The organism is Streptomyces sedi (assembly GCF_006335015.1).
In the GTDB taxonomy this organism is placed as follows: domain Bacteria; phylum Actinomycetota; class Actinomycetes; order Streptomycetales; family Streptomycetaceae; genus Streptomyces; species Streptomyces sedi.
The window spans coordinates 79,190-105,883 of the sequence record NZ_VDGT01000015.1; the positions used below are offsets into that span (position 1 = coordinate 79,190).

Below are 26,694 nucleotides of genomic sequence, written 5' to 3' on the forward strand. Positions count from 1 at the left end.
CTCTCCCTCGGTCTCAACTCGGTCTCAGCCGCGGGCCGTGCTCAGCCCCGCTCCCGGGCCATCGGCCGTTTCCGAGGCTCCCTGGAGAGCCGGTCGGAGCATTTCCCCTGACGCTTCCCTTCGCGCGAGCGCACGCCTCCGCCGTGCCAGCGCGCCCCCCGCAAGCAGCAGCGCGACGCCCCCGGCCGGCAGCCAGAGCCACCCCGTCGAGGGCGTCGCCGCCCACGCGCCGGCCAGCACCCACACCGCGTTCCCCGGGCCGGTACCCAATGCGGTGGCGCCGGCGAACGGCCCCCACCCCATCCGGGAGAACGCCGCCCCGAAATTCACCACGGCGAACGGCAGTACCGGAATCAGCCGCGCCGCCAGCACGCTCACGAACGCCCGCTCCGTCAGCCGCCGTTCCCACTCCGCCACCCGGCGGCCACGCAGCAGCGGACCCAACGCGTCCCGCCCCAGCAGGCGCCCCGCCCAGAACCCGAGCAACGCGCCGGCCACCGTCCCCAGCACCGTCAACGGCAGCCCGTACCCGACACCGAAGAGCGCGCCGGCCGCCGCGCTGAGCGCCGGTTTGGGCACGAACGCCAACGTCCCCCACGCGTACAGCACCAGAAACACCGGCCCCGCCGCCGGCCCCGACGCCCGCGCCGCCAACCCCTCGGGCCCGACCGCCACCCCCGCCGCCCCGACCCCGCCGAGCAGCACGACCAGCAGCGCCACCCGCGCCACCCTCCACACCGTCACCCGCCCATGATGCCGCCGCGCGGTACGGTCGGGGCACGGGGAGGCGCGATGGAGATCACGGTGCAGTGGGTCAGGACGTCCTGGACCAAACGCTCCCGCGGCGGCCCGGCCGCCACCCGCAGAAACGCCGCGCCCCTCGGCTTCCCGCTGCCGGAGCCGTCCGACCTGCCCGACGGCTTCGCGCACGTCGTGCGCATGTCCGAGGACACCGACTTCGCCCCGCGCCCGGGCCACCAACCACCCCACGCGCTGCCCCTGGACCTTCGCGCCGACGGCTCCCGGCTGCGCGTCCACGCCCATGTCGTTCCCCGCGCCTCCCTGCCGCCCCGCTCCCGCCGCCCCCCGGCCGTCCGTCTCGCGCCCGGCCAGTGGGTCCGCTGGCACCTCAACTACCGCTACTCCAGCGCCCTCGGCATCCGCGACTGGTCCTACTGGCTCGACACCTTCAACATCGCCCACGGCCCCGTCGCCCGCGACCTCTTCGTCGCCCACCCGCCGACCTTCACGGTGGACGAACGGGGCCCGACGCGCTGAGGGGCGCACGGCCTAAGCCCCCGCAACGGCCCCGTCCCCGCCCGTTCCCCCGCCCCCGGTCAGGGGGAGGCGGGCGTGGACGCGGAAGCCGCCGTCGGGGAGGGGGCCCGAGGTCAGGGTGCCGGTGATGGCGTTGGCGCGTTCGCGCATTCCGACCAGGCCGAGGCCGGTGTCGGCGCCGGTGTGCTCGGCGGCGGCCGGGCCGTCGTCGACCACCTCCACGACCAGTGACTGGTCGTCCGCGTCCAGCGAGAGCGCGACCGTCGCGTGGTCGGCGCGGGAGTGGCGGACGACGTTGGTGAGCGCCTCCTGAACGATCCGGTACGCCGTCAGTTCGACGACGGGCGGCAACGCGCGTCCGCCCGTGAGGAGTGCGGCGCCGCGCAGCGTGATCCGGGGGCGATCGCCGGGGAACCGGGCGATCAGTTCCGGCAGTTGTGTCAACCGGGGCGCGGGTGCCACCGGCGTCGACTCGTCGTCGCGCAGCACGCTGAGCGTGGTGCGCAGCTCCCGGATCGCCTCCCGGCCCGAGTCCCGCACCTGCCGCAGCGCCGATCGGCTCAGCTCGGGGCGGCGGTCCAGCGCGTCCAGCGCCACGCCGGCCTGCACGGTCATCGCCGAGACGGTGTGCGCGACGATGTCGTGCAACTCCCGCGCGATCCGCATCCGTTCCTCGTGCACCCGGCGCTCGGCCTCCCGCTCGCGCTCCTGTTCCGCGCGGCGCGCCCGTTCCGCGTAGGAGGCGGTCAACTCGCGCCGCCCGCGCACCACCTCGCCCAGCAGCAGCGGCACCAGCGGGATCGCCATCTCCAGCACAGGCGACGGCATGGGCCGCCCCTCCTCCTGGCCGGCCAGCACGGAGACGATCCCGGAGGCCGCGGCGGCCAGCAGGCCGATCGCCACGGTGCGCCGTCGGTCGCTGGAGCAGGCCAGGAAGTACAGCGCCACCATCCAGGGAAGGTTCAGCAACTCGCCCAGATGGCCGAGCAGTGTCCAGCCCAACGAGCCGACGCCCGTCACCACCACGGCGAGCAGCGGGCGTCGCCGCTGCCAGCAGAGGCCGAGCACCGCCACGCCGAGCAGCAGCCAGCTCAGCGCGTCGTCCTCGCGGGAGCCCGGCACATTGGAGGCCAGGTCGGCGGCGGTCAGGCAGCCGATCGCCGCGCTCAACGCCAGGTCCCTGGCCAGCCCTCCGGAAGCCGCCCCGCGCACCACCTTGGCCATCACCCGACCACGGTAGGCCGCGCCCCGCCGCCGCGCGTACGACGACGGGAGTAGAGAGGGAGTAGGGGGGAGGGGTGAGGGGAGGGAAGCGGCACCCCGCCCCGGGGCGCGGCGCCGACGTCACCCCCCGGCCGTCACCCCCCGGCGTTCGGCCCGGTCCTGAACCGGTCGCGGAACCGCGGAAGCCGCTGCGCCTTCGGGTCGAGCAGCTCGATCAACTCGACCAGGGCGTGCTGGATCGCCGTCAGCCGTTCCACGGCGGGCCCCGTTCCCCCGACGAGCCCGTCCACGTCGGCCAGCAGCCCGTCGAACCAGCGCCGGAACTCCGCATCGTCGTCCAGCCGTGCGCTGAACTCGGCGTAGCCGAGGCATCTGCGCTCCCCCGGACCGCCCTCCGGATGGATCATCAGCTCGCCGATCGCCCGCTGGTGGCCGCGGAAGAGCCGGAACGCGTCACTGTCCTTCGTGCGGTTGAACGCCTTGTCGACGGCGAAGATCCGGGTCATCACCTCCCGGTTGGTGCGCGAAGGGCCGAGGTCGAGAAACCGCACGTCCCGGCGCAGGATCTCGACCCACCCCAGATACTCGGCGATCACGAACACCGTGCTCCGCCGCACATAGGCGCGTTCCCGCTCGCTGCCCCGCCGCAGGAACGCCTCCACGAACCCGTTGCTGGTGCCCGGCTCCTGATCGATCTGGTGGCCTCGCAGGATGTTGAAGAACCTGCTCTGCAGGTCGTACGCCGCCCAGGCCAGGGACATGCCGTAGGTGGCCATCAGCGACCGTTCCTCCGCGCCGCGCAGCCGCCGTTGGGCCCAGTAACCGAGCACCCCCGTCAGCGCCGCGCTCCCCAACGCCACGCCCGCCGACACCCATGTCACCAGACTCACCGAGCAACTCCCCCCGGCCGCACCGCCGTTCACCACCCATCGTAGAGACGGGCGGCCCGCCCCCCACCAGGGCGGGGAGCGGGCCGTCACCAGGCGCCGTCACCGGGCGCCGTCGCCGGGCGCCGTCGCCGGACGCCCGTCGGCGCGGACTCACATGTTGATCATATGGCCGGCCAGGCCGTGGACGGCCTCCTTGACGGCCTCGCCCAGGGTCGGGTGGGCGTGGATGTTGCGGGCCACCTCGTGGACGGTGAGGTCCCACTGCTGGGCCAGCGTCAGCTCGGGCAGCAGCTCGGTGACCTCGGGGCCGATGAGGTGGCCGCCGAGGAGCTCGCCGTGGGTCTCGTCGCTGATCAGCTTGACGAAGCCGGCGGGCTGGCCGAGGCCGTGGGCCTTGCCGTTGGCAGTGAAGGGGAACTTGACGGTCTTGACCGCGAAGCCCTGCTCCTTCGCCTGCGCCTCGGTCAGCCCGAAGCTGGCGATCTGCGGCTGGCAGTAGGTGGCGCGCGGGATCATGGCGAAGTTCAGCTCCATGGTCTCCGCCCCGCCGATGGTCTCGGCGGCGATCACGCCCATCGCCTCGGCGGCGTGCGCCAGCATCAGCTTGGCGGTGACGTCGCCGATCGCGTAGATGTGCGGCACGTTGGTGCGGCTGACGCCGTCCACCTCGATCGCGCCGCGCTCCGTGAGGCGCACGCCGGTCGCCTCCAGGCCGTAGCCCTCGACGCGGGGCGCGAAGCCGATGGCCTGGAGGACCTTGTCGGTCTCCAGCACCTGCTGCTGCCCCTTGGCGTCGGTGACGGTGACCCGCACCGGGGAGGCCGGGTCGGAGTCGTCGATGGCGTCGACCCGTGTGGAGGTCATGACCTTGATGCCCAGCTTGCGGTAGTGCCGGGCCAGTTCCTTGGAGACGTCGGCGTCCTCCAGCGGCACCAGCCGGTCGAGGAACTCGACGATGGTGACGTCCACGCCGTAGTTGCTCAGCACATAGGCGAACTCGACGCCGATGGCGCCCGCGCCCGCGATCACGATGCTTCCGGGCAGGGTCTCGCTGAGAATCTGCTCCTCGTAGGTGACCACGCGGTCGCTGAGGCTGGTGCCCGGCAGCAGCTTGGTGGTCGCCCCCGTGGCGATGACGCAGTGGTCGAACGTGACGGTCTCCGAGCCGCCCTCGCTGAGCGCGACCTGGAGGGTGTTCGGGTCGGTGAAGGTGCCGCGGCCCTCGTACTCGGTGATGCCGTTCTTCTTGGTCAGGTAGTGCACGCCGTTGACCCGGCCCTCGGCGACCTTGCGGCTGCGGCGGAACGCCTCCCCGTAGTCGAAGCTGACCTTGCCCTCGACGCGGATGCCGAAGGTCTCCGCCTCGTGCTGGAAGACGTGGGCCAACTCCGCGTTGCGCAGCAGCGCCTTGGAGGGGATGCAGCCGACGTTCAGGCACACCCCGCCCCAGTACTTCTCCTCGACGATCGCGGTCCGCAACCCCAGCTGGGTGGCCCGGACGGCCGTCGTGTAACCCCCGGGCCCCGCGCCCAGGACGACGACGTCGTAGTGCTGCGTGCTCATGTGACCCTCACGCCTTCTCTCACGCTCTCGGGATGGTGGTCTGGCTCCTGCCCACCTCCATCACACCACGACGCGGATCGTCCCCCGGCGGCCACCCGGCGCCGTCGAGGGGCGCTCGACGGCGGGGCGCGGGTGGCCACGGGACGGGGCCGGCCGGGGGCCGACGGCGCGGGCGGTGGGCGGGGGCGCGGTCAGGCAGGGATGGCCTCGGGCGCCGGGACCTGGGAGGTGATCCGGCCCTCCAGCAGCGCGCCGAGCCCGAGCACCGTGCACAGCCCCGGCTCGTCGGCGACCGTCACCGAGACGCCCGTGTGCTGCCGGATCGCCTCGTCCAGGCCGGGGAGCCGGGCCGCGCCGCCGGTGAGCACGATGCCGCGCTCGGCGAGGTCGGCGACCAGGTCGGGCGGGCAGCGGTGGAGCACCGAACGGAGCGCGTCGAGCAGTCCGGTCAACGGGGCGCGCAGCGCGGCCCGCAGCGACTCCGGGTCCACCATGACGGTGCGCCCGAGGCCGGTGGCCACGTCCCTGCCGTGCACCTCGGTGACGGCGTCGGCCGCGCTGGCCAGCGCGGTGTGCAGGGGGCGCACCGCCTGGCTGGGGAGCATCACCTCGTGCTGGTTGCGCAGGTGTTGCAGCAGCGCGCGGTCGATGGTCTCGCCGCCCATCGGCACCTTCTCGGCCGCCACGATGGAGCCCAGCGCCAGCACCGCGATCTGGGTGGTGGAGGCGCCGCACTGCACGATCATGGTCGCCTCCGGCTCCTCCACCGGCAGCCCGGCGCCGACGCCGGCGGTGACCAGCCCGTCGACCAGCTCCACCCGCCGGGCGCCGAGCCCCACCAGCGTCTCGTGCATGGCACGCCGGGTCAGCGGGTCGGCGTCGTGCGGGATGCAGACGGCGGCGCGCAGCATCGGCTTGCGCCGCCACGCGCGCCGGTGCTTGGCGCCGACCATGGCGCGCAACATGCGCTGGGCCATCTGGATGTCGACGACGGTGCCGCCGGAGATGGGGCGTACCACCCGGATGTTGGCGGGGGTGCGCCCGGCCATCCGTTCGGCGGGGGTGCCGACGGCGATCAGCGAGCCCGTTCTGGTGTTGACGGCGACGACGGACGGTTCGTCGACGATCAGTCCTGTCTGTCTGAGGTAGACGCGGGTGCGGGCCGCCCCGAGGTCGGCGGCCACCGTGCAGCGGCGCAGGTGTTCAAGCGTGAGGGTCATGGTTCCAGGCTCGGGCGGCGGGTCGCGCGCCGCGCGTTGAGCGCCGCCGACCGGGCGACGCTCCCGGGCGGGCGCCCGACGCGCCGTCAGCCGGACGGCGCGTCAGGCGAACGGTGCGTCAGCTCACCGGCTCGGCCTCGGCCGGCGCCGCCGCCCCCTCCGTGGCGGTGTCACCCTCACCGTCCCCGCCGAACTGGGTGCGGTGCAGCTCCAGGTAGCGCCCGCCCGCCGCCAACAGCTCGTCGTGCGTGCCGCGTTCGACGATGCGGCCGGCCTCGACGACCAGGATCTGGTCGGCCGCCCTGACCGTGGAGAGCCGGTGCGCGATGACCACCGAGGTGCGCCCCGCCAGCGCTTCGGCCAGCGCCTCCTGGACGGCGGCCTCCGAGGTGGCGTCCAGATGGGCGGTCGCCTCGTCGAGGATCACCACCCGGGGCTGGGCGAGCAGCAGCCTGGCGATGGTCAGCCGCTGGCGTTCCCCGCCGGAGAGCCGGTAGCCGCGTTCGCCCACCACCGTGTCGAGGCCGTCGGGGAGCGCGGCGACCAGGTCGTCGAGCCTGGCCCTGCGCAGCGCGTCCCAGAGCGCCGACTCGTCGGCCTCGGGCGCGGCCAGCAGCAGGTTGGCACGGATCGTGTCGTGGAAGAGGTGCCCGTCCTGGGTGACCATCCCCACGGTCCGCCGCAGCGAGGCCGCCGTCAGGTCGCGGACGTCGACGCCGCCGACGCTGACGCTGCCCGCGTCGACGTCGTAGAGCCGGGTGGCGAGCTGCGCGATGGTGGACTTGCCGGCGCCCGAGGAGCCGACGAGCGCGACGAGTTGACCGGCGCCGGCGGTGAACGAGACCCCGTGCAGCACCTGTTCGCCGCCCCTGGTGTCGAGCGTGGCGACCTCCTCCAGCGAGGCGAGCGAGACCTTCTCGGCCGACGGGTAGCCGAAGTCGACCCCGTCGAAGCGGACGGAGGCCGGCCCCTCGGGCACCGGGCGTGCGTCGGCGCGCTCCTCGATCAGCGGCTTCAGGTCCAGCACCTCGAAGACCCGCTGGAAGCTGACCAGCGCGCTCATCACCTCGACCCGCGCGCTCGCCAGCGAGGTCAGCGGCGCGTAGAGCCGGGTCAGCAGCATCGCCAACGACACCACGGCGCCCGCCTCCAGCTCGCCGCGCAGCGCGTGGAAGCCGCCCACGCCGTACACCAGCGCCAACGCCAGCGCGGAGACCAGGGTCAGCGCGGTGATGAAGACCATCTGGACCATCGCCGACCTGACCCCGATGTCCCGCACCCGCCGGGCGCGCGTCGCGAACTCCTCGGACTCCTCGTTCGGCCGCCCGTACAGCTTGACCAGGGTGGCGCCGGGCGCGGAGAAGCGCTCGGTCATCTGCGTGGACATCACCGCGTTGTGGTTGGCCGCCTCCCGGGAGAGCCGCGCCAGCCGGCCGCCCATGCGCCGCGCCGGCAGCACGAAGACGGGGAGCAGCAGCAGGGCGAGCGCGGTGATCCGCCAGGAGATGGTGACCATCACGCCGAGGGCGAGCAGCAGCATGACCAGGTTGCTGAGCACCCCGGAGAGCGTGTTGCTGAACGCGCGCTGGGCGCCGATGACGTCCGAGTTGAGGCGGCTGACCAGGGCGCCGGTGCGGGTCCTGGTGAAGAACGCGATCGGCATCCGCTGCACGTGGTCGAAGACCGCGGTGCGCAGGTCGAGGATCAGTCCCTCGCCTATCCGCGCGGAGAGCCAGCGCGCCACCAGCCCGATCGCCGCCTCGGCGACGGCGATGCCGGCGATCAGCAGGGCGAGGGTGATCACCACGCGCTCCGCCTCGCCGTCGGTGATCGCGTTCACCACCCGGCCGGCGAGCACGGGCGTCGCCACGGCCAGCAGCGCGGTCACCACGCTGAGCAGCAGGAACCAGATCAGCGGCGTGCGGTGGGGACGAGCGAAACGGCCGATGCGGCGCAGCGTCGCGCGGGAGAAGGGGCGCTCGTCGTCCTTGGCGTAACGCGCGTTGTAGAGCGCGTTCCAGGCGGTCATCTCCATGCTCATGAGGACGAAGGTAGTTCTTCAAGTTAAGTTGAAGTCAAGCCGTTATCCCTCGTTCTCCCGTTCGGTCCCCGGCTGCTCGGGGAGGAGCACGATCCAGAGCTGGCCGGGCGCGAGGGGGAACGGCTCGCCGTCGGTCGTCTCGAACTCGGTGCCGCGCCGTGCGCTCGGCCGCCGCCACTCGGCCGGCCACTCCCGGCCGTCGCGGAGCACCGTCGCGGTGCCGGAGCCCACGGTCTCCGTGTAGGGGGTGACCGCGCCGCCGCCGTCGCCGAACTCGGAGGGGCGCACCGTCACCCGCTGCAACACCACGGTGGCGGCGGCGAGTTCGGTCTCCTGGCCGTCCATGGCCACCGCCCACTCGTCCGCTTCCCCGTCCCAGCGGAACGTGAACGACGCGCTGCCGTAGCCGGCCTCCCGCTCCTCGACCGGGGTGCCGCCCTCCGGCGCCTCGCCGAAGGTGTGGCCGATGTCGGGGACCTCGTCGACCTCGGTCGCCTCGGGCGCGGTGGCCAGCAGCGCGGCCGGGTCGAGATAGAGGTTGTGCGGGGCGGCGCGGTCGGGGTCGCGGCTGTAGGCGTCGGGCGCCGCCTCCGGCGGGCGGGCGTGCACCGGCGCCTCGTCGATCAGCGGCAGCAGGGCGCCCTGGGCGCCGGAGAACGCCAGCGCCGGCTCGTCGAACTGCCGCAGCAGCTCCAGGTCCGACTCCCGCGCGCTGCGTACCGGCCCGACGCGGTCGGGGAGTTGGCCGGCGTAGAGGGCGACGAGCCGGCTCAGGCCGGCCTCGACCTCCTCGACATAGACGATCCGGGCGGCGTCGACTCCGGTGTGGGGGCGGGCGGGTGCCGCGTTGTCGATCTTCACGGCGAGCAACTGGCCCGGCTCGCCCGGCAGGCCGTCGAGCGGCGAGACCCGGGCGCCGTCGGCGTCGCGGTCCTCGCGGTGCTCCACCTGGCAGCCGACGAGTGGCAACACCCCTGCGGCCAGGGCGGCGACGGCCGCCCGCCGGACCCGCTTCGTCGTCACCCGACCACGATAGCGGCGCGGCGGGGGAACGCGGGGGTGGCGGAACGGCCTTCGTCCGGGGGGCGCACCCGAGCGGCTCCCGGGCGCACGGGAAATTCGCACGGGAGTCCAGTGCCCCTCTCACGGGGGAGCGCGCCGGTGAAAACGGTTCCCGTTCCGTGAGAGTGTGACCAGTGGCATGGTTGCCCGGTCCTCTCGCCGGTTGCCCGGTCCTTTCCCCGATCCGTGTCCTGGTCGAGGGGACCCTCGGCCCGGCCTGGGTACTCGGACGGCGGTCCGCGTGGGCGGACCCGCGTGGGCACCCGAGCGACGCGAAGGAGAGCCGTGATGAGAGCCGACACCCACCCCACCTACCGGCCGGTCGTCTTCCGGGACCGCGCGGCCGGCTACGCCTTCCTCACCCGGTCCACGGCGACCAGTGACCAGACCATCGAGTGGGAGGACGGGAACACCTACCCGGTGGTCGACGTGGAGACCTCGTCCGCCAGCCACCCCTTCTACACCGGCACCGCCAGGGTGCTGGACACCGCCGGACGCGTGCAGCGCTTCGAGCGGCGTTACGGCCGGCATGGGGAGCGTTGATGCCCCTTCCCGCCCTTCCCGTCGTACTGGTCGCCGGCTTGCACGCTGAGGCGCGCGGCGCGGCGGTTCGCGCCCTGCTGGGCGCGACGCCCGGTGCCCTGGCCCTGCACCACGATCTGACGCGGGCCCGCCGTTCCCTGGTCACCCGGGTGATCTCGGACGCGGAGGGCCCGTTGGGCAGCGGCGAGGTGTCGCTGCCCAACGACTGCGCCTGCTGCGCGCTCGCCGACGACCTCGTCCCCGCGCTGCGCCGGCTCTCCGAGGCCGGCACCTGCCAGCTGGCCGTGGTGGAGCTGTGGGACTCGGTCGAGCCGCAGGCCATGGCCGAGGCGCTGGTCACCCACGGCGGTGAACGGCTGCGGCTGACCGGGGTGGTCACCGCCGTCGACCCGGCGCGGGTGCGTTCCAGCCTGACCTCGCCGGACGATCTGGCCGCCGCGCACCTGGCCACCGGCGAGGACGACACCCGCACGGTCGCCGAGACCTGGGCGCGCCAGGTCGAGTACGCGCCCCTGCTCGCGCTGGGCGCGCCCTCGCGTCGGGTCACCGAGGCCGACCTCGCGCTGCTGCGGCAGTTGCACCCGACCGCCCGTCGGGTCGACGTACGCGACCCGGCCTTCCCGGCCGCGGCCATCCGCGACCAGGTGCCGGCGGACGGGCGGTCGAGCGTCGACGTGGTGGCGCTGGCCGCGCGGCAGCACCCGGGCAGCGCGCAACTGCCCCAACTCGCCGAGGAACACGGCGTGCGCACCATGGTCTGGCGCCAGCGCCGGCCGTTCCACCCGGAGCGGCTGTACGCGGCGCTGCCCCGGCTGACGTCGCTCGCGCCGCGCAGCCGCGGTCGCTTCTGGCTCGCGGACCGGCCGGACTCGCTGCTGGGCTGGGACGCCGCCGGCGGCTCCCTGGTGGTGGACAACGTTGGTCCCTGGCTGGCGGCGCTCCCCTGGCCGGACTGGGACGAACTCCCCCTGGAATGGCGGATCGCCGCGACCCTGGACTGGGACCCCGAGGTGGGGGACCGTGGACAGCACCTGGTCTTCACCGGGCCCGGGCTGCGGGCGGACCGCGTCCGCTGGCTGTTGGGCTCCTGTCTCCTCAACGACGCGGAGTACGCGGCCGGCAGGTCCGCGTGGCTCCGGCTGGGCTCGGCCTTCGACGAACTGCTCGATCCGGTCTTCTGACCCGGCCCCCTCGGGGGGACCGGGCCCCGTTCGGGGCCGACCGACGGGTCGGCCGGGAACGGCGGACGAGGGAAAAGCGGAACCCGTGGCAACCATGTTCGCTCCGGCTGCGTCGAACCACCGACCGGAGGGAGCAAGAGTGCTCACGGATCGCGACCGGACCATCCGTGACCGCCCGGCGACCCCGGGTCGTGCACGTGCATTGTCCCGTGCATATGCAAGTGAACGGCGTTATGATCCGGAGTGGTTGGCTCTCCGGGGGGCCCTCAGGGGGACGGGGAGGCGGCGACCGAGTTCCACTCGCACGATCCGGGGAGAGACCATGCCCAACGCCTACAACGGCATGACGGCCAGCCTGTTGCGGGGGGTGCAGTGGATGAAGAGCAGCCACAGCAACTCGCAGGGAACCTGCGCCGAGTTCGCGAGGCTGCCCAGCGGGGACGTGGCGGTGCGCAACTCCCGCTTCCCCGAGGGGCCGGCGCTCGTCTACACGCCGGCCGAGATGGAGGCGCTGCTGCGCGGCGTCAAGGACGGCGAGTTCGACCATCTGATCGGCTGAGCCACCGCCGAGCCGGGGTCCTCTCCGCGACGGGTGCCGAACGGAACGCGGGGCGCGTGGCGGGAAACGCGCGGGAGTTGTCTAGGTCGTCTCGTTTGGATCTTCGTGGATCAGGGCGCGGCGTCAGATGCGGTGCATCGCAAGGCGCCGGATCGCAGCTCATACTTGGCCGTATTCGCGCGATTCGGTAACGCAGCGAGGTGCCGTAGCTGGCGTCGCGCCCCCGCGAAGATCCAAACGAGACGGCCTAGCTGTCGGTCAGGAAGATCGCCCACACGATCTTCCCTCGGGCCTTCCCGTGCAGCGGGCGCCATCCCCAGTCATCGCTGAAACTCTCCACCAGATGCAGTCCACGCCCCGACTCCGCCGCGCTGTCCGCGTGCGCCGGCCTCGGAGCGCGTTCACTCGGGTCGCGCACCGCGCAGACCAACCGCGCGGTGCAGCGGACGAGTTCCAACTCCAGCCGCGGACGCGCCTGCGCCGGGACCCACTCGGGCGTGCGGGGGGCGACCCCGTGCCGCAGCGCGTTGGTGACCAGTTCGGAGACGACGAGGGCGACGCAGTCGAACTGCTCGTCCAGCTGCCAGGAGTGCAGCGTCACCCGGGCGAAGTCCCTTGCCTGCCGCACCGATTCGGGACGCGGTGCCAGCTCGATCGCCGCCGCGTCCGACACGCTCCGCGGGTCGACGGGCAGCAACGGATGCCCTAAGGCGTCGAGCAAGGGCGTTGCCTCGGTCCCCATGGGTCGGCACTCCTGGCATAGCGGTGGCGGCACTGCGTTCAGCCGGGGGATGGCAGGCGAGGGCAGGCGTGACAACCCCCGTCCCACCAGCACCACGGGAGGGCGGGCAGGCCGTTATGCGCGTGCTGTGTGTCTCAGCTCGCAGGACTCATGCTTCCCAACGCTCACGGCAAATGCAAGGGCGGATGCACGTGCACGGACATTTTTGATGGACCGTAACCGGACAGGCACTAAAAGGCATCTGGAGATGGCAGACTGCATCGGTGGCGAAAGTGGAGGGCGCAGCGCATGAGTATGCAACGGATGGCGGGGCCGACGAGTAAGCCCAGCAATCCCGAGGCTGGCGGTTCGATGGTGCGCCGCATCCTGCTGGGGTCCCAGCTCAGGCGGCTGCGGGAGTCCTGCGGGGTCACCAGGGAGCAGGCCGGATACTCGATCCGCGCCTCCGAGTCCAAGATCAGTCGCATGGAGTTGGGCCGGGTCAGCTTCAAGCCCCGCGACGTGGCTGACCTGCTGACTCTCTACGGCGTCACCGAGGACGGGGAGCGCGAGCCCCTGCTCTCGCTGGCCCGCACCTCCAACCGCGCGGGCTGGTGGCACAGTTACAGCGACGTGCTGCCGAGCTGGTTCCAGACCTATGTCGGCCTCGAAGCGGCGGCCGAGCGGATCGGTACCTACGAACTCCAGTTCGTGCATGGTTTGTTGCAGACCGAGGCATATTCGCACGCCGTGATGGTCAGCGGTCACCGGGGCGAGCTGCCGCGCGGCGAGGTGGACCGCAGGGTGGCGCTGCGGCTGGGCCGGCAGAAGCTGCTGGTCTCCGAGAACGCCCCCCACCTGCACTGCGTGCTGGACGAGGCCGCGCTGCGCCGTCCCTACGGCGGGCGCCGGGCGATGGCCGAACAGCTGGGCGCGCTCCTGGAGTTCAGTGAGTATTCCAACATCACCCTCCAGGTTGTCCCCTTCGATCACGGGGGTCATGTGGCCGAATCTGGCGCGTTCACGCTCTTGCGCTTCGCCGAGCAGGAGCTGTCGGACCTGATCTATCTGGAGCAGTTGACGGGCGCGCTCTATCTGGACAAGCGGGAGGAGGTCGCCGCCTACCAGGTGGTCCTCGACCGGCTCGCCGACGCCGCGCTCGACGAGAAGGCCAGCCGCGACCTGCTCGCCGGGCTCCGCGGCCGGCTCTGAGCGGGCCCGGGGGGCCGGCCCCGGCGGGCGGGCGCCGGGACGGTCAGCCGTACGGGTTGGCCATGCCCTCGGGCAGCACCGTGACCTCGCGCTCGCCCTCGCCCGCCATCACGTAGGCGCCGTTCTCCAGGCGCTCGATCAGCCCACGCGTCCAGCCGGCGTCGCTCTCCGCCTGGTGCGTCCACAGCCGCATGATCTCCCCGATGTGCCCGAACTCGGCCGGCGGGCTGTCCGGGGTCCAGTGCGTCCGCACCTCGCCGGCCCACGCCTCCAGGGCGGCGACCCGCTCCCTCAGCAGCGCGATCGCCTCGGCCCTGGGTAGGTCGACGAGGAAGCCGACCGCGCTGGTGAGCACGTCGAAGCGCTCGTCGTGGGCGCGCAGCCCGGCCCGCAGCAGCGCGAGGAACGCCTCCTCGCCCGCCTCGGTCACCTCGTACTCGACCCGCGGCGGCCCCCCGGCCGTGCTGGGCGCCACCTCGTGCGGCAGCAGCAGACCGTCCTTGGCGAGCTGCTTCAGCGCGTGGTAGATCGACCCCGGCTTGGCGGTCGACCACTCGTGGGCGCCCCAGAACTCCAGGTCGTTGCGGACCTGGTAGCCGTGCGCCCGCCCGTGTTGACGGACCGCGCCCAGGACCAGCAGCCGCATCACCGACATCCCGGTGCCCTTCCCTCTTCCGAAAAGCCTTGACAGGGCGCTCAGTCTGCCATCCGGGCCTCGGCGGGCCACGGAGAGCGATTAGTCAAACTTGACTAATCGCGCTACCCTCGGGCCGGTCGTCAAATTTGACTACTCGATTCAGGGAGGCGAGGTGCCGGTGTCCCCACGGGACGAAGACGCCGTGATCCGGGCGCGGGAGCTGCGCAGGACGTTCGGCCGGGGAAGTGAGACGAGGAACGCCCTCGACGGGCTCGACCTGACCGTGGCCAGGGGCGGCGTGCACGCCGTGCTGGGGCCCAACGGCGCGGGCAAGAGCACGGCGGTGCGCGTCCTGACCACCCTGCTGAAGCCGACCTCGGGGCTGGCCGAGGTCGCCGGCTTCGACGTGGCCCGGCAGCCGGACGAGGTCCGGTACCGGATCGGACTGCTCGGTCAACACGCGGCGGTCGACGAGGAGTTGAGCGGCCGACAGAACCTGGAGATGTTCGGCAGGCTCTACCACCTGGGCGGCCGGGCCGCCGCCGCGCGCGCCGGCGAGCTGCTGGCCCGCTTCGAGCTGGCCGACACCGGACGGCGCCCCGTCGGCCTCTACAGCGGCGGGATGCGCCGCCGGCTCGACCTGGCGGCGAGCCTGATCACCCGGCCCGAGGTGCTCTTCCTCGACGAGCCGACCACCGGTCTCGACCCGCGCGGCCGAGCCGAGGTGTGGGGCGCGGTCCGCTCCCTCGCGGGCGGCGGCGCGACCGTGCTGCTGACCACCCAGTACCTGGAGGAGGCCGACCAGCTGGCCGACCTGATCACCGTCGTCGACGGCGGCCGGCGGATCGCCGAGGGCACCGCCGATCAGCTGAAGAGCCAGGTCGGCGGCGACCGCGTCGACGTGGTGCTCAGGGACGCCGGCGCGCTCCCCCGCGCCCGCGCGGCGCTCGCCCGGCTGGCGCCGGCCGGCGCGCGCGGGGCGGGCGGCGAGGGCGTCGTCGTCGACGAGGACCGCCGGCTGCTGAGCGTCGGCGTCGAGGACCGGATGGCGGCGCTGACCGCGGTGGTGGCCGGGTTCGCCGAGGCCGGGATAGAGGCCGAGGACATCGCGCTGCGCCGCCCCACGCTGGACGAGGTCTTCCTGACCCTCACCGGCCGGCCGGCGGAGCGCGACCCCGGGGAGGGGGCCGCGGAAACGGCGGGGAAGCACGAGGGTGGCCGCCAGGCCGCCGAGGAGGTGTCGGCATGACCGTGACCACCACGCCCGCCCCGCCCGCGCCCGGCGCGCACGCGCCGCACCGCCCCGGGCGGGCGCGCCGGCTCGTCGGTGACTCCGTCACCATGACCAGGCGCGGGCTGGCGCACTGGGCGCGTCAGCCGGGCCAGTTCGTGGCCAACCAGGCGTTCTCGGTGATGATGCTGGTGATGTTCGCCTACTTCCTCGGCGGCGGGATGGCCGTCGAGGGCGGTGGGGAGTACGTCGACTTCCTGGTGCCCGGGATGCTCGCGCTGACCATGGCGTTCGGCCTGGAGACCACCATGGTGGCGCTGACCACCGACATCAACCGGGGCATCCTCGACCGGTTCCGTTCGATGCCGATCGCTCCGAGCGCGGTCCTGATCGGGCGGAGCCTGCTCGACATGCTGAACTCGACCGTCGGGCTGCTGGTGCTGGTCGGCGCCGGCTGGGCGATCGGCTGGCGGTGGCACGCGTCGGCCGCCGAGGTGCTGGCGGCGCTGGGGCTGCTGCTCCTGCTGCGGTTCGCGGTGCTCTGGGCCGGCATCTGGCTCGCGCTGGTCGCCGGCAAGCCCGAGCTGGTGCAGACGGTGCAGATCCTGGTGTGGCCGCTGGGATTCCTCTCCAGCGCGTTCGTCTCGCCCGAGACCATGCCGGGCTGGGTCGGCGTCCTCGCCGACTGGAACCCGATGTCGGCCACCGCCGGCGCCGTGCGGGAGCTCTTCGGCAACCCCGCCTGGGTCGGCGACTCCTGGGCCGCCCAGCACCCCGTGCCGCTCGCGCTGCTGTGGCCGCTGGTCATGCTGCTGGTCTTCGTCCCGCTCGCCGTGCGCCGCTTCGGCCGCCTCGGCGGCTGACCCGTCGCGCGCCCCGGCCGCGCGCGACGCGGCACGCGCCTCGTGCGCCTCACACAGCACGTGCGGCACCCGCGGCACGCGGCCAACGCGGCGGTTGGCGACCGTTTCTGACGCGCCCGCAGGGCCCCGACCGGCGGCTGTGGGGGAAATCACCGGGTGATCCACCCCGCTCGCCGCCGGGGCGGGGCGCGGTCGCCGGGTATCGCCGCAGGTCACAGCCGCGCGCCGGCGTCCACTCCGGCGGACGTCGGCGCGCGGTCGGCCACGAGATCCACTTATGCTGCGCGGGAGGGCCCCGTTTGGCGGGTCCATGTCCGGACGGAGTGAGGGAGCGGGAGCGAGACGTGGCCGGGGAGAGCACCTGGGCGGCGGGGGAGGAGCCGTCGGAGCAGGAGACCACCTCCGGGTTCGCCGTTCCCGAGGGCCTCGAACTGCCGGTGGCCGAGAGCGACCACCCCAGCTCCGAGTTCGCGATGCCCGAGGGGCTCGAACTGCCGCCGAGGCCGCAGACCCAGAACGAGTTCACGCCCGCCGAGGGCGTCCCGGTCTTCGGGCGCGGCACCCCCTGGCAGGACCGGATGCGGAGTATGGTGCGGCTGCCCGTCGCCGAGCGCCCGGCGCCCGAGCGCGTTCCCGCGGCCGACGAGGGCGAGACGGCGCCCGCCGTGCCCAGGGTGCTGGACCTGACGCTGCGCATCGGCGAGTTGCTGCTCGCCGGCGGCGAGGGGGCCGAGGACGTCGAGGCCGCGATGTTCGGCGTCGCCCACGCCTACGGCCTCGACCGCTGCGACGCCACCGTCACCTTCACCCTGATCTCCATCACCCACCAGCCCTCGCTGGTCGACCCCTCCGTCTCGCTGACCCGCACGGTGCGCCGCCGGGGCACCGACTACACCCGGCTGGCCGCCGTCTTCCAGCTGGTGGACGACATCACCTCGGGCGAGGTCAGCCTGGAGGAGGCGTACCGCCGACTGGCCCAGATGCGGCGCAACCGGCACCCGTTCACCAAGTGGCAACTCACCATGGCCGCAGGGCTGTTGGCGGGCGCGGCGAGCGTGCTGGTGGGCGGCGGCTGGCAGGTGTTCCTGCTGGCCGTCATAGGGGCGATGGTCGGCGACCGGCTGGCCTGGCTGGCGGCGGGGCGCGGGCTGCCCGAGTTCTACCAGTTCGTGGCCGCCGCGATGGCGCCCGCGCTGGTGGGCGTGGCCTGGGCGGCCAGCCACTCCTCGGACCACGGTGAGGCGCAGGCCGCCGCGATGATCACCGGCGGGCTCTTCGCCCTGATCCCGGGGCGGGCGCTGGTCGCCGGCGTGCAGGACGGCCTGACCGGCTACTACCTCACGGCCTCCGCCCGTCTGCTGGAGGTGATCTACCTCAGCGTGGGCATCGTCTGCGGCGTGCTGGCGGTGCTCTACATCGGGGAGACCTCCGGTGTGCGGCTCGACCCCGAGGTGATGACGAGGGCGGTCCGACCGGTGGTGCAACTCTGCGCCGCTCTGCTGCTCTCCCTGGCCTTCTGCGTGCTGCTCCAGCAGGAACGTTCCACGGTGCTGCCGGCCACCGTCAACGGCGGGATCGCCTGGCTGGTCTACGGCTCGATGCACGACGTCGCCGGGCTGTCGCCGTTCGCCGCCACCGCCGTCGCCGCCGGGATGGTGGGGCTCTTCGGACAGCTCCAGTCGCGGTACCAGTTCACCTCCTCGCTGCCGTACGTCACGGCGGCCATCGGCCCGCTGCTGCCGGGCAGCGCGTTCTACCTGGGGTTGCTCGGCTTCGCGCAGGGCGAGGTGGACTTCGGTCTGGAGAACCTGCTGCGCGCCGTCACCCTGGCGCTGGCCATCGCGGTCGGCGTGAACCTGGGCAGCGAGATGGCCAGGCTCTTCATCAAGACGCCGGGACTCACCACCCCGATCGGCCGCCGTGGCGTCAAGCGCACCAGGGGCTTCTGACCCGTACGAGGGGCGCCCCGGTGTCGCGCGAACGTATGGCCGACGAGTCGCTCGTTGGGGTGCGTCCGGGGCATAACGTCAACGCGCCCCCGTGTGACCCGTGATGCTGAAGGGGTGCTCAGGGAGGGGACCGCGGCCCTTCCCCGCACGCGCGGCCCGGCGGTCCCACGTCCGGTCGTCGCTGTCCCTCAGATTCCACACACAGAAGGAACCACCATGGACCTCCTCACCAACGTGCTCGCCGGCCTCGTCCACTTCGTGGGCTGGCTGGTCTGACCCACGGGTCCCCGCACAGGGGTCGGCCCCCGCCCGGAGTCCCACCGGGCGGGGGCCGACCCCTTCTCCGCTCTTTCCGCGCTCGCTCCCCGCCCGCCTCAGTGGCTGGTGAGCTTCAGGCCGACGACGCAGCCGACGAGGCCGAGCAGCAGCAGCACCCGCAACGGGGAGACGGCCTCGTCCCCCGAGGCCATCGCGTAGGCCGCGGTCAGGGAAGCCCCGATCGCCACCCACACCGCGTAGCCGGTGCCGACGGGCACGGTGCGCAGCGCGAACGCCAACCCGGCCATGCTGGCGGCCAGCGCGACGGCGAAGACCGCCGTCGGCCAGGGCCGGCTGAACCCCTGCGACCTGCCCAGCGCCGTTGCCCACACGGCCTCAAGAAACCCGGAGACCACAAGAACGATCCACGCCATGACGACGACAACTCCCTGTGCCGTCTTGTCATGGCTGGGTACGGCACCCTCGTCCAGGAGCCGGTCGGGCTCTGCCGCGAGTTTCGCACAGCGACGCGCCCGGGGCGATGCCGACCGGGCGCGTCGGGGCCGCCGTGACGGGGGCGGCCCGGGTGGGGCGGGGCGTCAGTGGCTCTCACCGGCGTCCGCCGCGCGCTTCAGGGACGCCTCGATCTCGGCCTCGGCCTCGGTGCGGCCCACCCAGTTGGCGCCCTCGACGGACTTGCCGGGCTCCAGGTCCTTGTACACCTCGAAGAAGTGCTGGATCTCCAGCCGGTCGAACTCGCTCACGTGGTGGATGTCCCGCAGGTGCTCCATGCGCGGGTCGGACGCCGGCACGCACAGCAGCTTGTCGTCGCCGCCGGCCTCGTCCCGCATCCGGAACATGCCGATCGCGCGGCACAGGATCAGACAGCCGGGGAACGTCGGCTCGTCCAGCAGCACCAGCGCGTCCAACGGGTCGCCGTCCTCGCCGAGGGTGCCGTCGACATAGCCGTAGTCGGCCGGGTAGACGGTCGAGGTGAACAGGTGGCGGTCCAGCCGGATGCGACCCGTTTTGTGGTCCACCTCGTACTTGTTCCGCGATCCCTTCGGAATCTCGATGGTGACGTCGAACTCCACTGGGTGGTCTCCTTAACCGATCTACACACGCGACAGGTGGTTAAGTGTCTCTCACGCCGCCATCGGTATGCGAAAGGGGCTGGTCGGTACCGTGCGATGGGCAGCTCAGATGGTACGTCGCCACCGTTCCGTGGGCCGGCTCGCGGTCGGGGCCGGCGCAGCGGGCCTCGCGCTGGCCGCCGGGCTCGTCGCGCTGGCCGGGCCCTGGGACGGAGGGCAGCGCGCCTCCGAACGCGACCAGGCCGAGGCGGCCGAGCTGGAACGCGGGCAGCTGACGGCCGAACGGCTGGCCGGCGGCACACCGGCCGCCCCCGCCGTGCTCAGCCCCCTCGACGGCAGCGCCGCCGCGCCCTCGGCCGAGGTGCTCACCCGCACCCTCACCCCGCTGCTGGAGGCCGACGAACTGGGCGAGGAGGCCACCGGCGCCGTGATCGACGTGACCTCGGGGACCGTGCTCTTCGAACGCGGCGTCACCGCCGCCCGCGCCCCCGCCTCGACCGTCAAGGTCGTCACCGCGGCGGTCGCGCTCGACACCCTCGGCCCGCACCACCAGCTGACCACCCGCACCGTCGTCGACGCCGAAGCCGGCCGCGTCTTCCTGGTCGGCGGCGGCGACACCACGCTGACCGCGAGCGACCTCCAGGGGCTGGCCGACCGCACCGCACGCGCGCTCGCCGGACTCGACCTGGACAGGGTCGGCGTCGCCTACGACGTCTCCGCCTACGCCGCCGAGACTCACCCGATCGGCGTCAACCCCAACATCGCGCCCATCACCCCGCTCCAGGTCAACGCGGGCCGCCTCGACGACAGCACCCACGGCCCCGCCGAGCGTTCCACCGACCCGGCGAAGGACGCGGCGCGGGCGTTCGCCGAACGGCTGGCCACCGCCGGCATCACCGTGAAGGGCGGGGTCCGCGAGGCCACCGCGCCCGAGGGCGCCGCGCACCTGGCCGAGCACCGCTCGGCGCCGGTCGCCTCCCTGGTCGAGCGGATGCTGACCGACAGCGACAACGACCTGGCGGAGGCGCTGGCCCGGGTGACGGCCGTCGCCGGCGACCAGCCGGGAACCGCGGGCGGCGTCGCCAGGGCCCTGACCGAAGGCGCGGAGGCGCTGGGCGCGCCGCTGGACTCCGTGCGGTTCGTCGACGCGAGCGGGCTCGACCGGGACGGCCGCGTCACGGCCGGGCTGCTCACGGCCGTGCTCGCCGCGGCGGCCGACCAGGAACGGCCCGAGCTGCGGCCCGCGCTGACCGGGCTGCCGGTCGCTGGCTTCACCGGCACCTTGACCAACCGCTACGACGACGGGGACGGCGCGGGCGGCGCCGGCGTGGTCCGCGCCAAGACGGGCACGCTGACGGGCGTCAACACGCTGGCCGGCACGGCGACGACGGCCGACGGCCGGGTGCTCGCGTTCGCCTTCATGGCGGCGGACACGCGCGACGCCGAGGCCGCCCAGGAAGCGCTCGACACGGCGGCCAGCGCGCTGGCCGCCCTCTCGGTGACCTGAGCCCACCCGGCGCGGACCTCGACCACGCACCCGGGTGGCCCGGCGCGGTTGTCGTCCGCGGCCCGCCACGGATGCACCGCGCAGTTCCCCGCGCCCCTGATCTGGCCGGCGCCCGCGGTCAGGTGCGGGTCCGCCTCCGCCGGTGACGGCCCCCAAAGGGGCGCGGGGAACTGCGCGGGTGACCCGCTGCCGGGGCGAGGACGACAACGCACCCCGGCCACCCCGTGCCCCCGAGCCGCCCCCGGCCGGAGGCCTATCCGGTTTTCGGGCGCGCACCGTACCGTGGGAAGCATGACGAGCCTCGGCGGTACCGACCTGGTGGACTGGAATCTCGCGGTGTCCACGGCGACCCGCTTCGCGCGGCCGGGCCCCGAGGTGGGCCGGGACGAGGCGCGGGCCGTGGTCGCCGAGTTGCGCGCCCACGCGACCGCGGCGGAGGGGCACGTCCGCGGCTACACGCGGCTGGACTCGGGAACGGTGGACACCCCGGTGCTGGTCGTGGACCGGCCCGGCTGGGTGCGGGCCAACGTCGCCGGGTTCCGCGAGGTGCTCCAGCCGTTGATGACCCGGATGCGGGAACGCCGCTCCGCCTCTCCCGGCGGCGGGATGCTGACGGCCGTCGGCGGGAAGGTCACCGGCGTCGAGGTCGGGATGCTGCTGGCGTTCCTCTCCTCCCGCGTGCTGGGCCAGTACGAGACCTTCGCGCCCGCCACCTCCGCGCTGCCGGCCGGCGGCCCGGGCGCCCGGGCCGGGCGGCTGCTGCTGGTGGCGCCGAACATCGTGCAGGTGGAGCGCGAACTCGACGTGGACCCGCACGACTTCAGGCTCTGGGTTTGCCTCCACGAGGAGACCCACCGCACCCAGTTCACGGCGGTGCCGTGGCTGCGCGACCACCTGGAGAGCGAGATCCAGGCGTTTCTCGCCGAGGCCGACGTGGACCCGGCGACGCTGGTCGAACGGATCAGGCAGGCGTTCTCCTCGCTGACCGGGCGCGGCGGTCAGGAGGCAGGGCGCGAGGCGGCGCCCGTCGAGCCCGCTGAGGAGGGGACCTCCGGCGACCTCGGCATCGTGGACCTGGTGCAGACGCCGGCGCAGCGGGAGATCCTGGAGCGGCTGACGGCCGTGATGTCGCTGCTCGAAGGGCACGCGGACCATGTGATGGACGCGGTGGGGCCCGAGGTGGTGCCGTCCGTCGGGGAGATCAGGGAGAAGTTCACCCGCAGGCGGGAGGCGGGCGCCGGCCGGCTGGACCGGGCGCTGCGCCGGCTGCTGGGGCTGGACGCCAAGCTGCGGCAGTACAAGGACGGCGAACGTTTCGTCCGCACCGTCGTGGAGCGCGGCGGGATGGACGGGTTCAACAAGGTCTGGACCTCGCCCAACACCCTTCCGACCAGGGACGAGATCGCCGACCCCGAGCGCTGGCTGACGCGGGTGCGGCCGGAGGGGTACGAGGGGATCCCCGGGGACGGCGCGGCCTGAGGGGAGCGCGGCCCGGACGGTTCCCGCGGTGCCGCTGAATCACTCTTATGAGGGACCGTGGGCCGTGGGATGGCGTGCGATGCTCGGGTAACAGCCCTTCTCTGTCACCATTTACGCACCCTGCGTGACAGCCTCGCGTGAGGGTCCCCCTCAGCCACTCTGCGGAAAGAAGTGATTCGGAATGGGTCCCCATCCCGCGGTCGCCGCGATACGCCTGGCGGTCCGCCGCGTGTTGCACGACATCCGTCACGACGTCGGCTCGCCCACCCCCCCGGGCCCCCCGCCCCTGGTGCTGGTGGCCTGCTCCGGAGGCGCCGACTCGATGGCCCTCGCCTCGGCGCTCGCCTTCGAGGCCCCGCGCCGCGGCCTGCGCGCCGGGGGCGTCACCGTCGACCACGGCCTCCAGCCGGGCTCCGACGTCAGGGCCCGCGAAGTCGCCGACCGCCTCAGCGAGTTGGGGCTCGACCCGGTGGAGGCGACCGCCGTCTCCGTGGGGCACGACGGAGGCCCCGAGGCCGCCGCCCGCACCGCTCGCTACGCCGCGCTGGACGCCGCCGCCGAGCGTCACGGCGCCGCCGCCGTTCTCCTCGGACACACCAGGGACGACCAGGCCGAGACGGTGCTGCTCGGCCTCGCCCGCGGCTCCGGCACCCGCTCGCTCGCCGGGATGGCCGCCGTCTTCGCCGGCATCGGCGCCGTCCCCGACGCCGTCGCCCCGCGCTACCGCCGCCCGTTCCTCGCCGTCGACCGGCAGACCACCCGCAGGGCCTGCCTGGTCCAGTCGATCCCCGTCTGGGACGACCCGCACAACTCCGACCCCGGCTTCACCAGGTCCCGCGTGCGTCACGAGGCGCTGCCCGTGCTGGAGAAGGCGCTCGGCCGGGGCGTCGTCGAGGCGCTGGCGCGCACGGCGCAGCTCTCCCGGGACGACGCGGACGCGTTGGACGCCTGGGCCGGCCAGGCGCAGCGCGCCGCGACCGGCCCGGACGGCGCGCTGGAGATCGCCGCGCTCCGCGACCTGCCGGCGGCCGTGCGCCGGCGCGTGCTGCGCCGCGCGGCGATCGCCGCCGGCGCTCCGGCGGGCTCGCTCTTCGCCCGGCACATCGAGGAGACCGACCGGCTGATCACCGCCTGGCACGGGCAGAGTCCGCTGAATCTGCCGGGCCGCGTCGAGGCGAGCAGGCAGGGTGGCAGACTTGTCCTCCAGCAGGCGAACAGGTGGGCCGACGATTCGGCCGTCGCGCCGGGGCGCCCTGCGGAGTAGAGCGAGTAGCCGACGGCAGTTAGGCCAGTAGAGAGCAGTGGCACGGGTGCGAGAGTCAGATCTGGGGGCCGACCTGGAGTCGGTGCTCATCACCAGGGAACAGATCGACGCCAGGCTCGGGGAGTTGGCCGCCGAGATCGACGCCAGATACGCGGGCCAGGAGGTGCTCCTGGTCGGGGTGCTGAAGGGCGCGGTGATGGTCATGGCCGACCTCGCCCGCGCCCTTTCCTCGCCGGTCACCATGGACTGGATGGCGGTGTCCTCCTACGGCGCCGGCACCCAGTCCTCCGGGGTGGTCCGCATCCTCAAGGACCTCGACGAGGACATCGCCGGACGGCACGTCCTGATCGTCGAGGACATCATCGACTCCGGTCTCACGCTCTCCTGGCTGCTGACCAACCTGGGCTCCAGGGAACCGGCCTCGCTGCGGATCTGTTCGCTGCTGCGCAAGCCGGACGCGGCGAAGGTCGACATCGACGTGGAATGGGTGGGTTTCGACATCCCGAACGAGTTCGTCGTCGGCTACGGTCTCGACTACGCCGAGAAGTACCGGAATCTCCCCTTCGTCGGCACGCTCGCCCCGCACGTGTACGGCGAGTGAACGGGAACCCGGACCGCCCCCTCTCCGTTGAGTGGGGGGAGGCGATCCGTGCCCGGTGCCCGGCAGCGCCGAGCGGTGATGCTGGGGTACCGTCGCGTTGTACAGCTCAGCTGAGTCAAGGCCGGGCGCAGATCGGCCGACACTAGGACACCCGCGCGCACAGCAGAGCCCGTCCGGGAGCGGCTGTGCCTCTACGTGGCAGGAGGGACGGGGCCGCGCCGCCCCGTATGGATAGACGTGAAGCGCTATTTCCGTGGGCCAGTGATGTGGATCGTTCTGGCCGTCCTCGCCGTGATTCTGCTGATGCAGGTGTTCAGCTCTTCCGAGGGCTACAAGAAGGTGGACACCGGCGAGGTCGTCCAGGCGATCAACCAGAACCAGGTCAGGTCGGCCGAGCTGACCACCGGTGACGAGCAGACGATCAAGATCGAGCTGGCCGAGGGCCAGGAGATCGAGGGCAGCGACAAGGTCAAGGCCGACTACATCGACGGCCAGGGCGAGGACCTCGCGAGGAACCTCCAGTCGAAGTTCCAGGACGACGAGCTGGCCGACGGGTACACCGTTTCGCCCAAGTCGCAGAACCCGTTCGTCGGGATGCTGCTGACCATCCTCCCCTTCCTGCTGATCATCGTGGTCTTCCTGTTCCTGATGAACCAGATGCAGGGCGGCGGCTCCCGGGTGATGAACTTCGGGAAGTCCAAGGCCAAGCTCATCACCAAGGACACCCCCAAGACCACGTTCGACGACGTCGCCGGCTCGGACGAGGCGGTGGAGGAGCTGCACGAGATCAAGGAGTTCCTCCAGGAGCCCGCGAAGTTCCAGGCGGTCGGCGCCAAGATCCCCAAGGGCGTGCTGCTCTACGGCCCGCCCGGCACCGGCAAGACGCTGCTGGCCCGCGCGGTGGCGGGCGAGGCCGGGGTGCCGTTCTACTCCATCTCCGGCTCGGACTTCGTCGAGATGTTCGTGGGCGTCGGCGCCTCCCGGGTCCGCGACCTGTTCGAGCAGGCCAAGGCCAACGCCCCGGCGATCGTCTTCGTCGACGAGATCGACGCCGTCGGCCGCCACCGCGGCGCCGGCATGGGCGGCGGTCACGACGAGCGGGAGCAGACCCTCAACCAGCTGCTGGTCGAGATGGACGGCTTCGACGTCAAGGGCGGCGTGATCCTGATCGCCGCCACCAACCGCCCGGACATCCTCGACCCGGCGCTGCTGCGCCCCGGCCGCTTCGACCGGCAGATCGCCGTGGACCGGCCGGACATGCAGGGCCGGCTTGAGATCCTCAAGGTCCACCAGAAGGGCAAGCCGGTCGCCCCCGACGTCGACCTGTCGGCCGTCGCCCGGCGCACCCCCGGCTTCACCGGTGCCGACCTGAACAACGTGCTCAACGAGGCGGCGCTGCTGGCCGCCCGCGGTGACGCCAAGCTGATCGACAACAAGTTCCTCGACGAGGCGATCGACCGGGTCGTGGCCGGACCGCAGAAGCGCACCCGGATCATGAGCCAGAAGGAGAAGATGATCACCGCGTACCACGAGGGCGGACACGCCCTGGTGGCCGCCGCGTCGCCCAACAGCGACCCCGTGCACAAGGTGACCATCCTCTCCAGGGGCCGCGCCCTCGGCTACACCATGGTGCTGCCGGAGGAGGACAAGTACTCCACCACGCGGAACGAGATGCTGGACCGCCTGGCGTACATGATGGGTGGCCGCGCCGCCGAGGAGCTGGTCTTCCACGACCCGACCACCGGCGCCGGCGACGACATCGAGAAGGCCACCTCCACGGCCCGCTCCATGGTCACCCAGTACGGCATGACCGAGCGGCTGGGCGCGATCAAGTTCGGCAGCGACAACTCCGAGCCGTTCCTCGGCAAGGAGATGAGCCACCAGCGCGACTACTCCGAGGAGGTCGCCGGGCTGGTGGACGAGGAGGTCAAGAAGCTCATCGAGTCCGCGCACAACGAGGCGTGGGAGATCCTCGTGGAGAACCGGGACGTCCTCGACAACCTGGTGCTCGCGCTGCTGGAGCGGGAGACGCTGAACAAGGAGGACCTGGCCGAGGTCTTCCGCCCGGTGGTCAAGCGCCCGCCGCGGCCCGCGTGGACGGGTTCCACCCGTCGCGCCCCCTCGACCAGGCCGCCGGTCAGCTTCCCCACCAAGGAGATCAGCATGGCCAACGGCTCGGCCCCCGGCATCGCGGACGGCGCGGGGGTGGAGAGCGGCGGCCAGCCCTCGCTGGAGAAGTCCCCCGAGCCCCGGCCGGAGGACTGAGCGCCCGCTTTCACCTTTCGACCCGGAATGCTCCCCGCGCCCCTCACGTTCT

At 72.9% G+C, this 26,694-nt stretch carries 24 protein-coding genes and 1 riboswitch; of the genes, 13 read left to right on the forward strand and 11 right to left on the reverse strand.

Annotation, left to right across the window (positions count from 1 at the left end; all coding sequences use genetic code 11):
* Nucleotides 1-24: 24 nt before the first annotated feature.
* Entirely contained in the window at nt 25-744 is a 720-nt protein-coding gene (locus FH715_RS19360; protein WP_139647043.1) for a TVP38/TMEM64 family protein, read from the reverse strand.
* A gap of 48 nt (nt 745-792) precedes the next feature.
* Here FH715_RS19360 and FH715_RS19365 point away from each other — a divergent pair, with 48 nt between their 5' ends.
* Entirely contained in the window at nt 793-1,278 is a 486-nt protein-coding gene (locus tag FH715_RS19365; RefSeq protein WP_139647046.1) for a hypothetical protein, read from the forward strand.
* Nucleotides 1,279-1,290: 12 nt separating this feature from the next.
* Here the strand turns inward: FH715_RS19365 and FH715_RS19370 are convergent, their stop codons facing one another.
* The 6 genes from FH715_RS19370 to FH715_RS19395 all read right to left on the reverse strand — a co-directional run bounded on the left by FH715_RS19370 (nt 1,291) and on the right by FH715_RS19395 (nt 9,239).
* A complete protein-coding gene (locus FH715_RS19370) occupies nt 1,291-2,502 on the reverse strand; it encodes a sensor histidine kinase (protein ID WP_139647182.1) in 1,212 nt (403 codons plus the stop codon).
* A 134-nt stretch (nt 2,503-2,636) separates the two neighbouring features.
* Complete coding sequence (locus FH715_RS19375; RefSeq protein ID WP_139647048.1) at nt 2,637-3,392, reverse strand: hypothetical protein; 756 nt, start codon at nt 3,390-3,392, stop codon at nt 2,637-2,639.
* A gap of 150 nt (nt 3,393-3,542) precedes the next feature.
* Nucleotides 3,543-4,955 carry a dihydrolipoyl dehydrogenase gene (gene lpdA / locus FH715_RS19380; protein ID WP_139647050.1) on the reverse strand — a complete coding sequence of 471 codons (1,413 nt, stop codon included), beginning with the start codon at nt 4,953-4,955 and terminating at the stop codon, nt 3,543-3,545.
* 191 nt (nt 4,956-5,146) lie between these two features.
* Nucleotides 5,147-6,175: a rod shape-determining protein gene (gene mreB, locus FH715_RS19385; RefSeq protein ID WP_139647052.1), complete on the reverse strand. Its 1,029-nt coding sequence runs from the start codon at nt 6,173-6,175 to the stop codon at nt 5,147-5,149.
* A 118-nt stretch (nt 6,176-6,293) separates the two neighbouring features.
* Nucleotides 6,294-8,216, reverse strand: coding sequence for an ABC transporter ATP-binding protein (locus FH715_RS19390; RefSeq protein ID WP_139647054.1), 1,923 nt, complete (start codon nt 8,214-8,216; stop codon nt 6,294-6,296).
* Between the two features lie 42 nt (nt 8,217-8,258).
* Nucleotides 8,259-9,239, reverse strand: a complete 981-nt coding sequence (locus FH715_RS19395) for a DUF3048 domain-containing protein (protein WP_246108848.1) — start codon at nt 9,237-9,239, stop codon at nt 8,259-8,261.
* A 327-nt stretch (nt 9,240-9,566) separates the two neighbouring features.
* On the opposite strand from FH715_RS19395, the gene FH715_RS19400 reads away from it, so the two are divergent.
* The 3 genes from FH715_RS19400 (at nt 9,567) to FH715_RS19410 (ending at nt 11,561) form a co-directional block, all read left to right on the forward strand.
* A complete protein-coding gene (locus tag FH715_RS19400) occupies nt 9,567-9,821 on the forward strand; it encodes a type B 50S ribosomal protein L31 (RefSeq protein WP_139647057.1) in 255 nt (84 codons plus the stop codon).
* Nucleotides 9,821-11,002, forward strand: coding sequence for a CobW family GTP-binding protein (locus tag FH715_RS19405; protein WP_139647059.1), 1,182 nt, complete (start codon nt 9,821-9,823; stop codon nt 11,000-11,002). The genes FH715_RS19400 and FH715_RS19405 overlap by 1 nt, the downstream gene beginning before the upstream one ends.
* A gap of 322 nt (nt 11,003-11,324) precedes the next feature.
* Entirely contained in the window at nt 11,325-11,561 is a 237-nt protein-coding gene (locus FH715_RS19410) for a DUF397 domain-containing protein (RefSeq protein WP_139647061.1), read from the forward strand.
* A 247-nt stretch (nt 11,562-11,808) separates the two neighbouring features.
* Here the strand turns inward: FH715_RS19410 and FH715_RS19415 are convergent, their stop codons facing one another.
* The gene (locus tag FH715_RS19415) at nt 11,809-12,303 is read right to left on the reverse strand and encodes an ATP-binding protein (protein WP_139647063.1); all 495 of its coding nucleotides are present in this window, start codon (nt 12,301-12,303) and stop codon (nt 11,809-11,811) included.
* A 351-nt stretch (nt 12,304-12,654) separates the two neighbouring features.
* Here FH715_RS19415 and FH715_RS19420 point away from each other — a divergent pair, with 351 nt between their 5' ends.
* Complete coding sequence (locus FH715_RS19420; protein ID WP_139647186.1) at nt 12,655-13,494, forward strand: helix-turn-helix domain-containing protein; 840 nt, start codon at nt 12,655-12,657, stop codon at nt 13,492-13,494.
* A gap of 43 nt (nt 13,495-13,537) precedes the next feature.
* Here the strand turns inward: FH715_RS19420 and FH715_RS19425 are convergent, their stop codons facing one another.
* Nucleotides 13,538-14,149, reverse strand: a complete 612-nt coding sequence (locus tag FH715_RS19425) for a PadR family transcriptional regulator (RefSeq protein WP_139647065.1) — start codon at nt 14,147-14,149, stop codon at nt 13,538-13,540.
* A 184-nt stretch (nt 14,150-14,333) separates the two neighbouring features.
* Between FH715_RS19425 and FH715_RS19430 the strand changes: the two genes are divergently transcribed.
* From FH715_RS19430 to FH715_RS19440, 3 genes are all read left to right on the forward strand, one after another.
* Nucleotides 14,334-15,380 carry an ATP-binding cassette domain-containing protein gene (locus FH715_RS19430; protein ID WP_139647188.1) on the forward strand — a complete coding sequence of 349 codons (1,047 nt, stop codon included), beginning with the start codon at nt 14,334-14,336 and terminating at the stop codon, nt 15,378-15,380.
* On the forward strand, nt 15,377-16,225 hold the full coding sequence (locus tag FH715_RS19435) for an ABC transporter permease (protein ID WP_139647067.1): 849 nt from the start codon (nt 15,377-15,379) through the stop codon (nt 16,223-16,225). Before FH715_RS19430 ends, FH715_RS19435 begins: the two co-directional genes overlap by 4 nt.
* 344 nt (nt 16,226-16,569) lie before the next feature.
* Complete coding sequence (locus FH715_RS19440) at nt 16,570-18,174, forward strand: threonine/serine exporter family protein (RefSeq protein ID WP_246108849.1); 1,605 nt, start codon at nt 16,570-16,572, stop codon at nt 18,172-18,174.
* 374 nt (nt 18,175-18,548) lie between these two features.
* Here FH715_RS19440 and FH715_RS19445 read toward each other — a convergent pair whose 3' ends face one another.
* The gene (locus FH715_RS19445) at nt 18,549-18,866 is read right to left on the reverse strand and encodes a DMT family transporter (RefSeq protein ID WP_139647069.1); all 318 of its coding nucleotides are present in this window, start codon (nt 18,864-18,866) and stop codon (nt 18,549-18,551) included.
* Nucleotides 18,867-18,880: 14 nt separating this feature from the next.
* A riboswitch (guanidine-III (ykkC-III) riboswitch) is annotated at nt 18,881-18,941 on the reverse strand.
* Nucleotides 18,942-19,031: 90 nt separating this feature from the next.
* Nucleotides 19,032-19,526, reverse strand: a complete 495-nt coding sequence (locus FH715_RS19450) for an inorganic diphosphatase (protein WP_097231611.1) — start codon at nt 19,524-19,526, stop codon at nt 19,032-19,034.
* A gap of 109 nt (nt 19,527-19,635) precedes the next feature.
* Between FH715_RS19450 and dacB the strand changes: the two genes are divergently transcribed.
* The 5 genes from dacB (at nt 19,636) to ftsH (ending at nt 26,642) form a co-directional block, all read left to right on the forward strand.
* Nucleotides 19,636-21,033 carry a D-alanyl-D-alanine carboxypeptidase/D-alanyl-D-alanine endopeptidase gene (gene dacB / locus FH715_RS19455; RefSeq protein ID WP_139647071.1) on the forward strand — a complete coding sequence of 466 codons (1,398 nt, stop codon included), beginning with the start codon at nt 19,636-19,638 and terminating at the stop codon, nt 21,031-21,033.
* 291 nt (nt 21,034-21,324) lie between these two features.
* Nucleotides 21,325-22,512 carry a zinc-dependent metalloprotease gene (locus FH715_RS19460; RefSeq protein ID WP_139647073.1) on the forward strand — a complete coding sequence of 396 codons (1,188 nt, stop codon included), beginning with the start codon at nt 21,325-21,327 and terminating at the stop codon, nt 22,510-22,512.
* Nucleotides 22,513-22,693: 181 nt separating this feature from the next.
* Complete coding sequence (gene tilS / locus FH715_RS19465; protein ID WP_139647075.1) at nt 22,694-23,776, forward strand: tRNA lysidine(34) synthetase TilS; 1,083 nt, start codon at nt 22,694-22,696, stop codon at nt 23,774-23,776.
* A 46-nt stretch (nt 23,777-23,822) separates the two neighbouring features.
* Nucleotides 23,823-24,377, forward strand: coding sequence for a hypoxanthine phosphoribosyltransferase (gene hpt, locus FH715_RS19470; RefSeq protein ID WP_211367714.1), 555 nt, complete (start codon nt 23,823-23,825; stop codon nt 24,375-24,377).
* Nucleotides 24,378-24,608: 231 nt separating this feature from the next.
* Complete coding sequence (gene ftsH / locus FH715_RS19475) at nt 24,609-26,642, forward strand: ATP-dependent zinc metalloprotease FtsH (RefSeq protein WP_139647192.1); 2,034 nt, start codon at nt 24,609-24,611, stop codon at nt 26,640-26,642.
* The last annotated feature ends 52 nt before the right edge of the window (nt 26,643-26,694 follow it).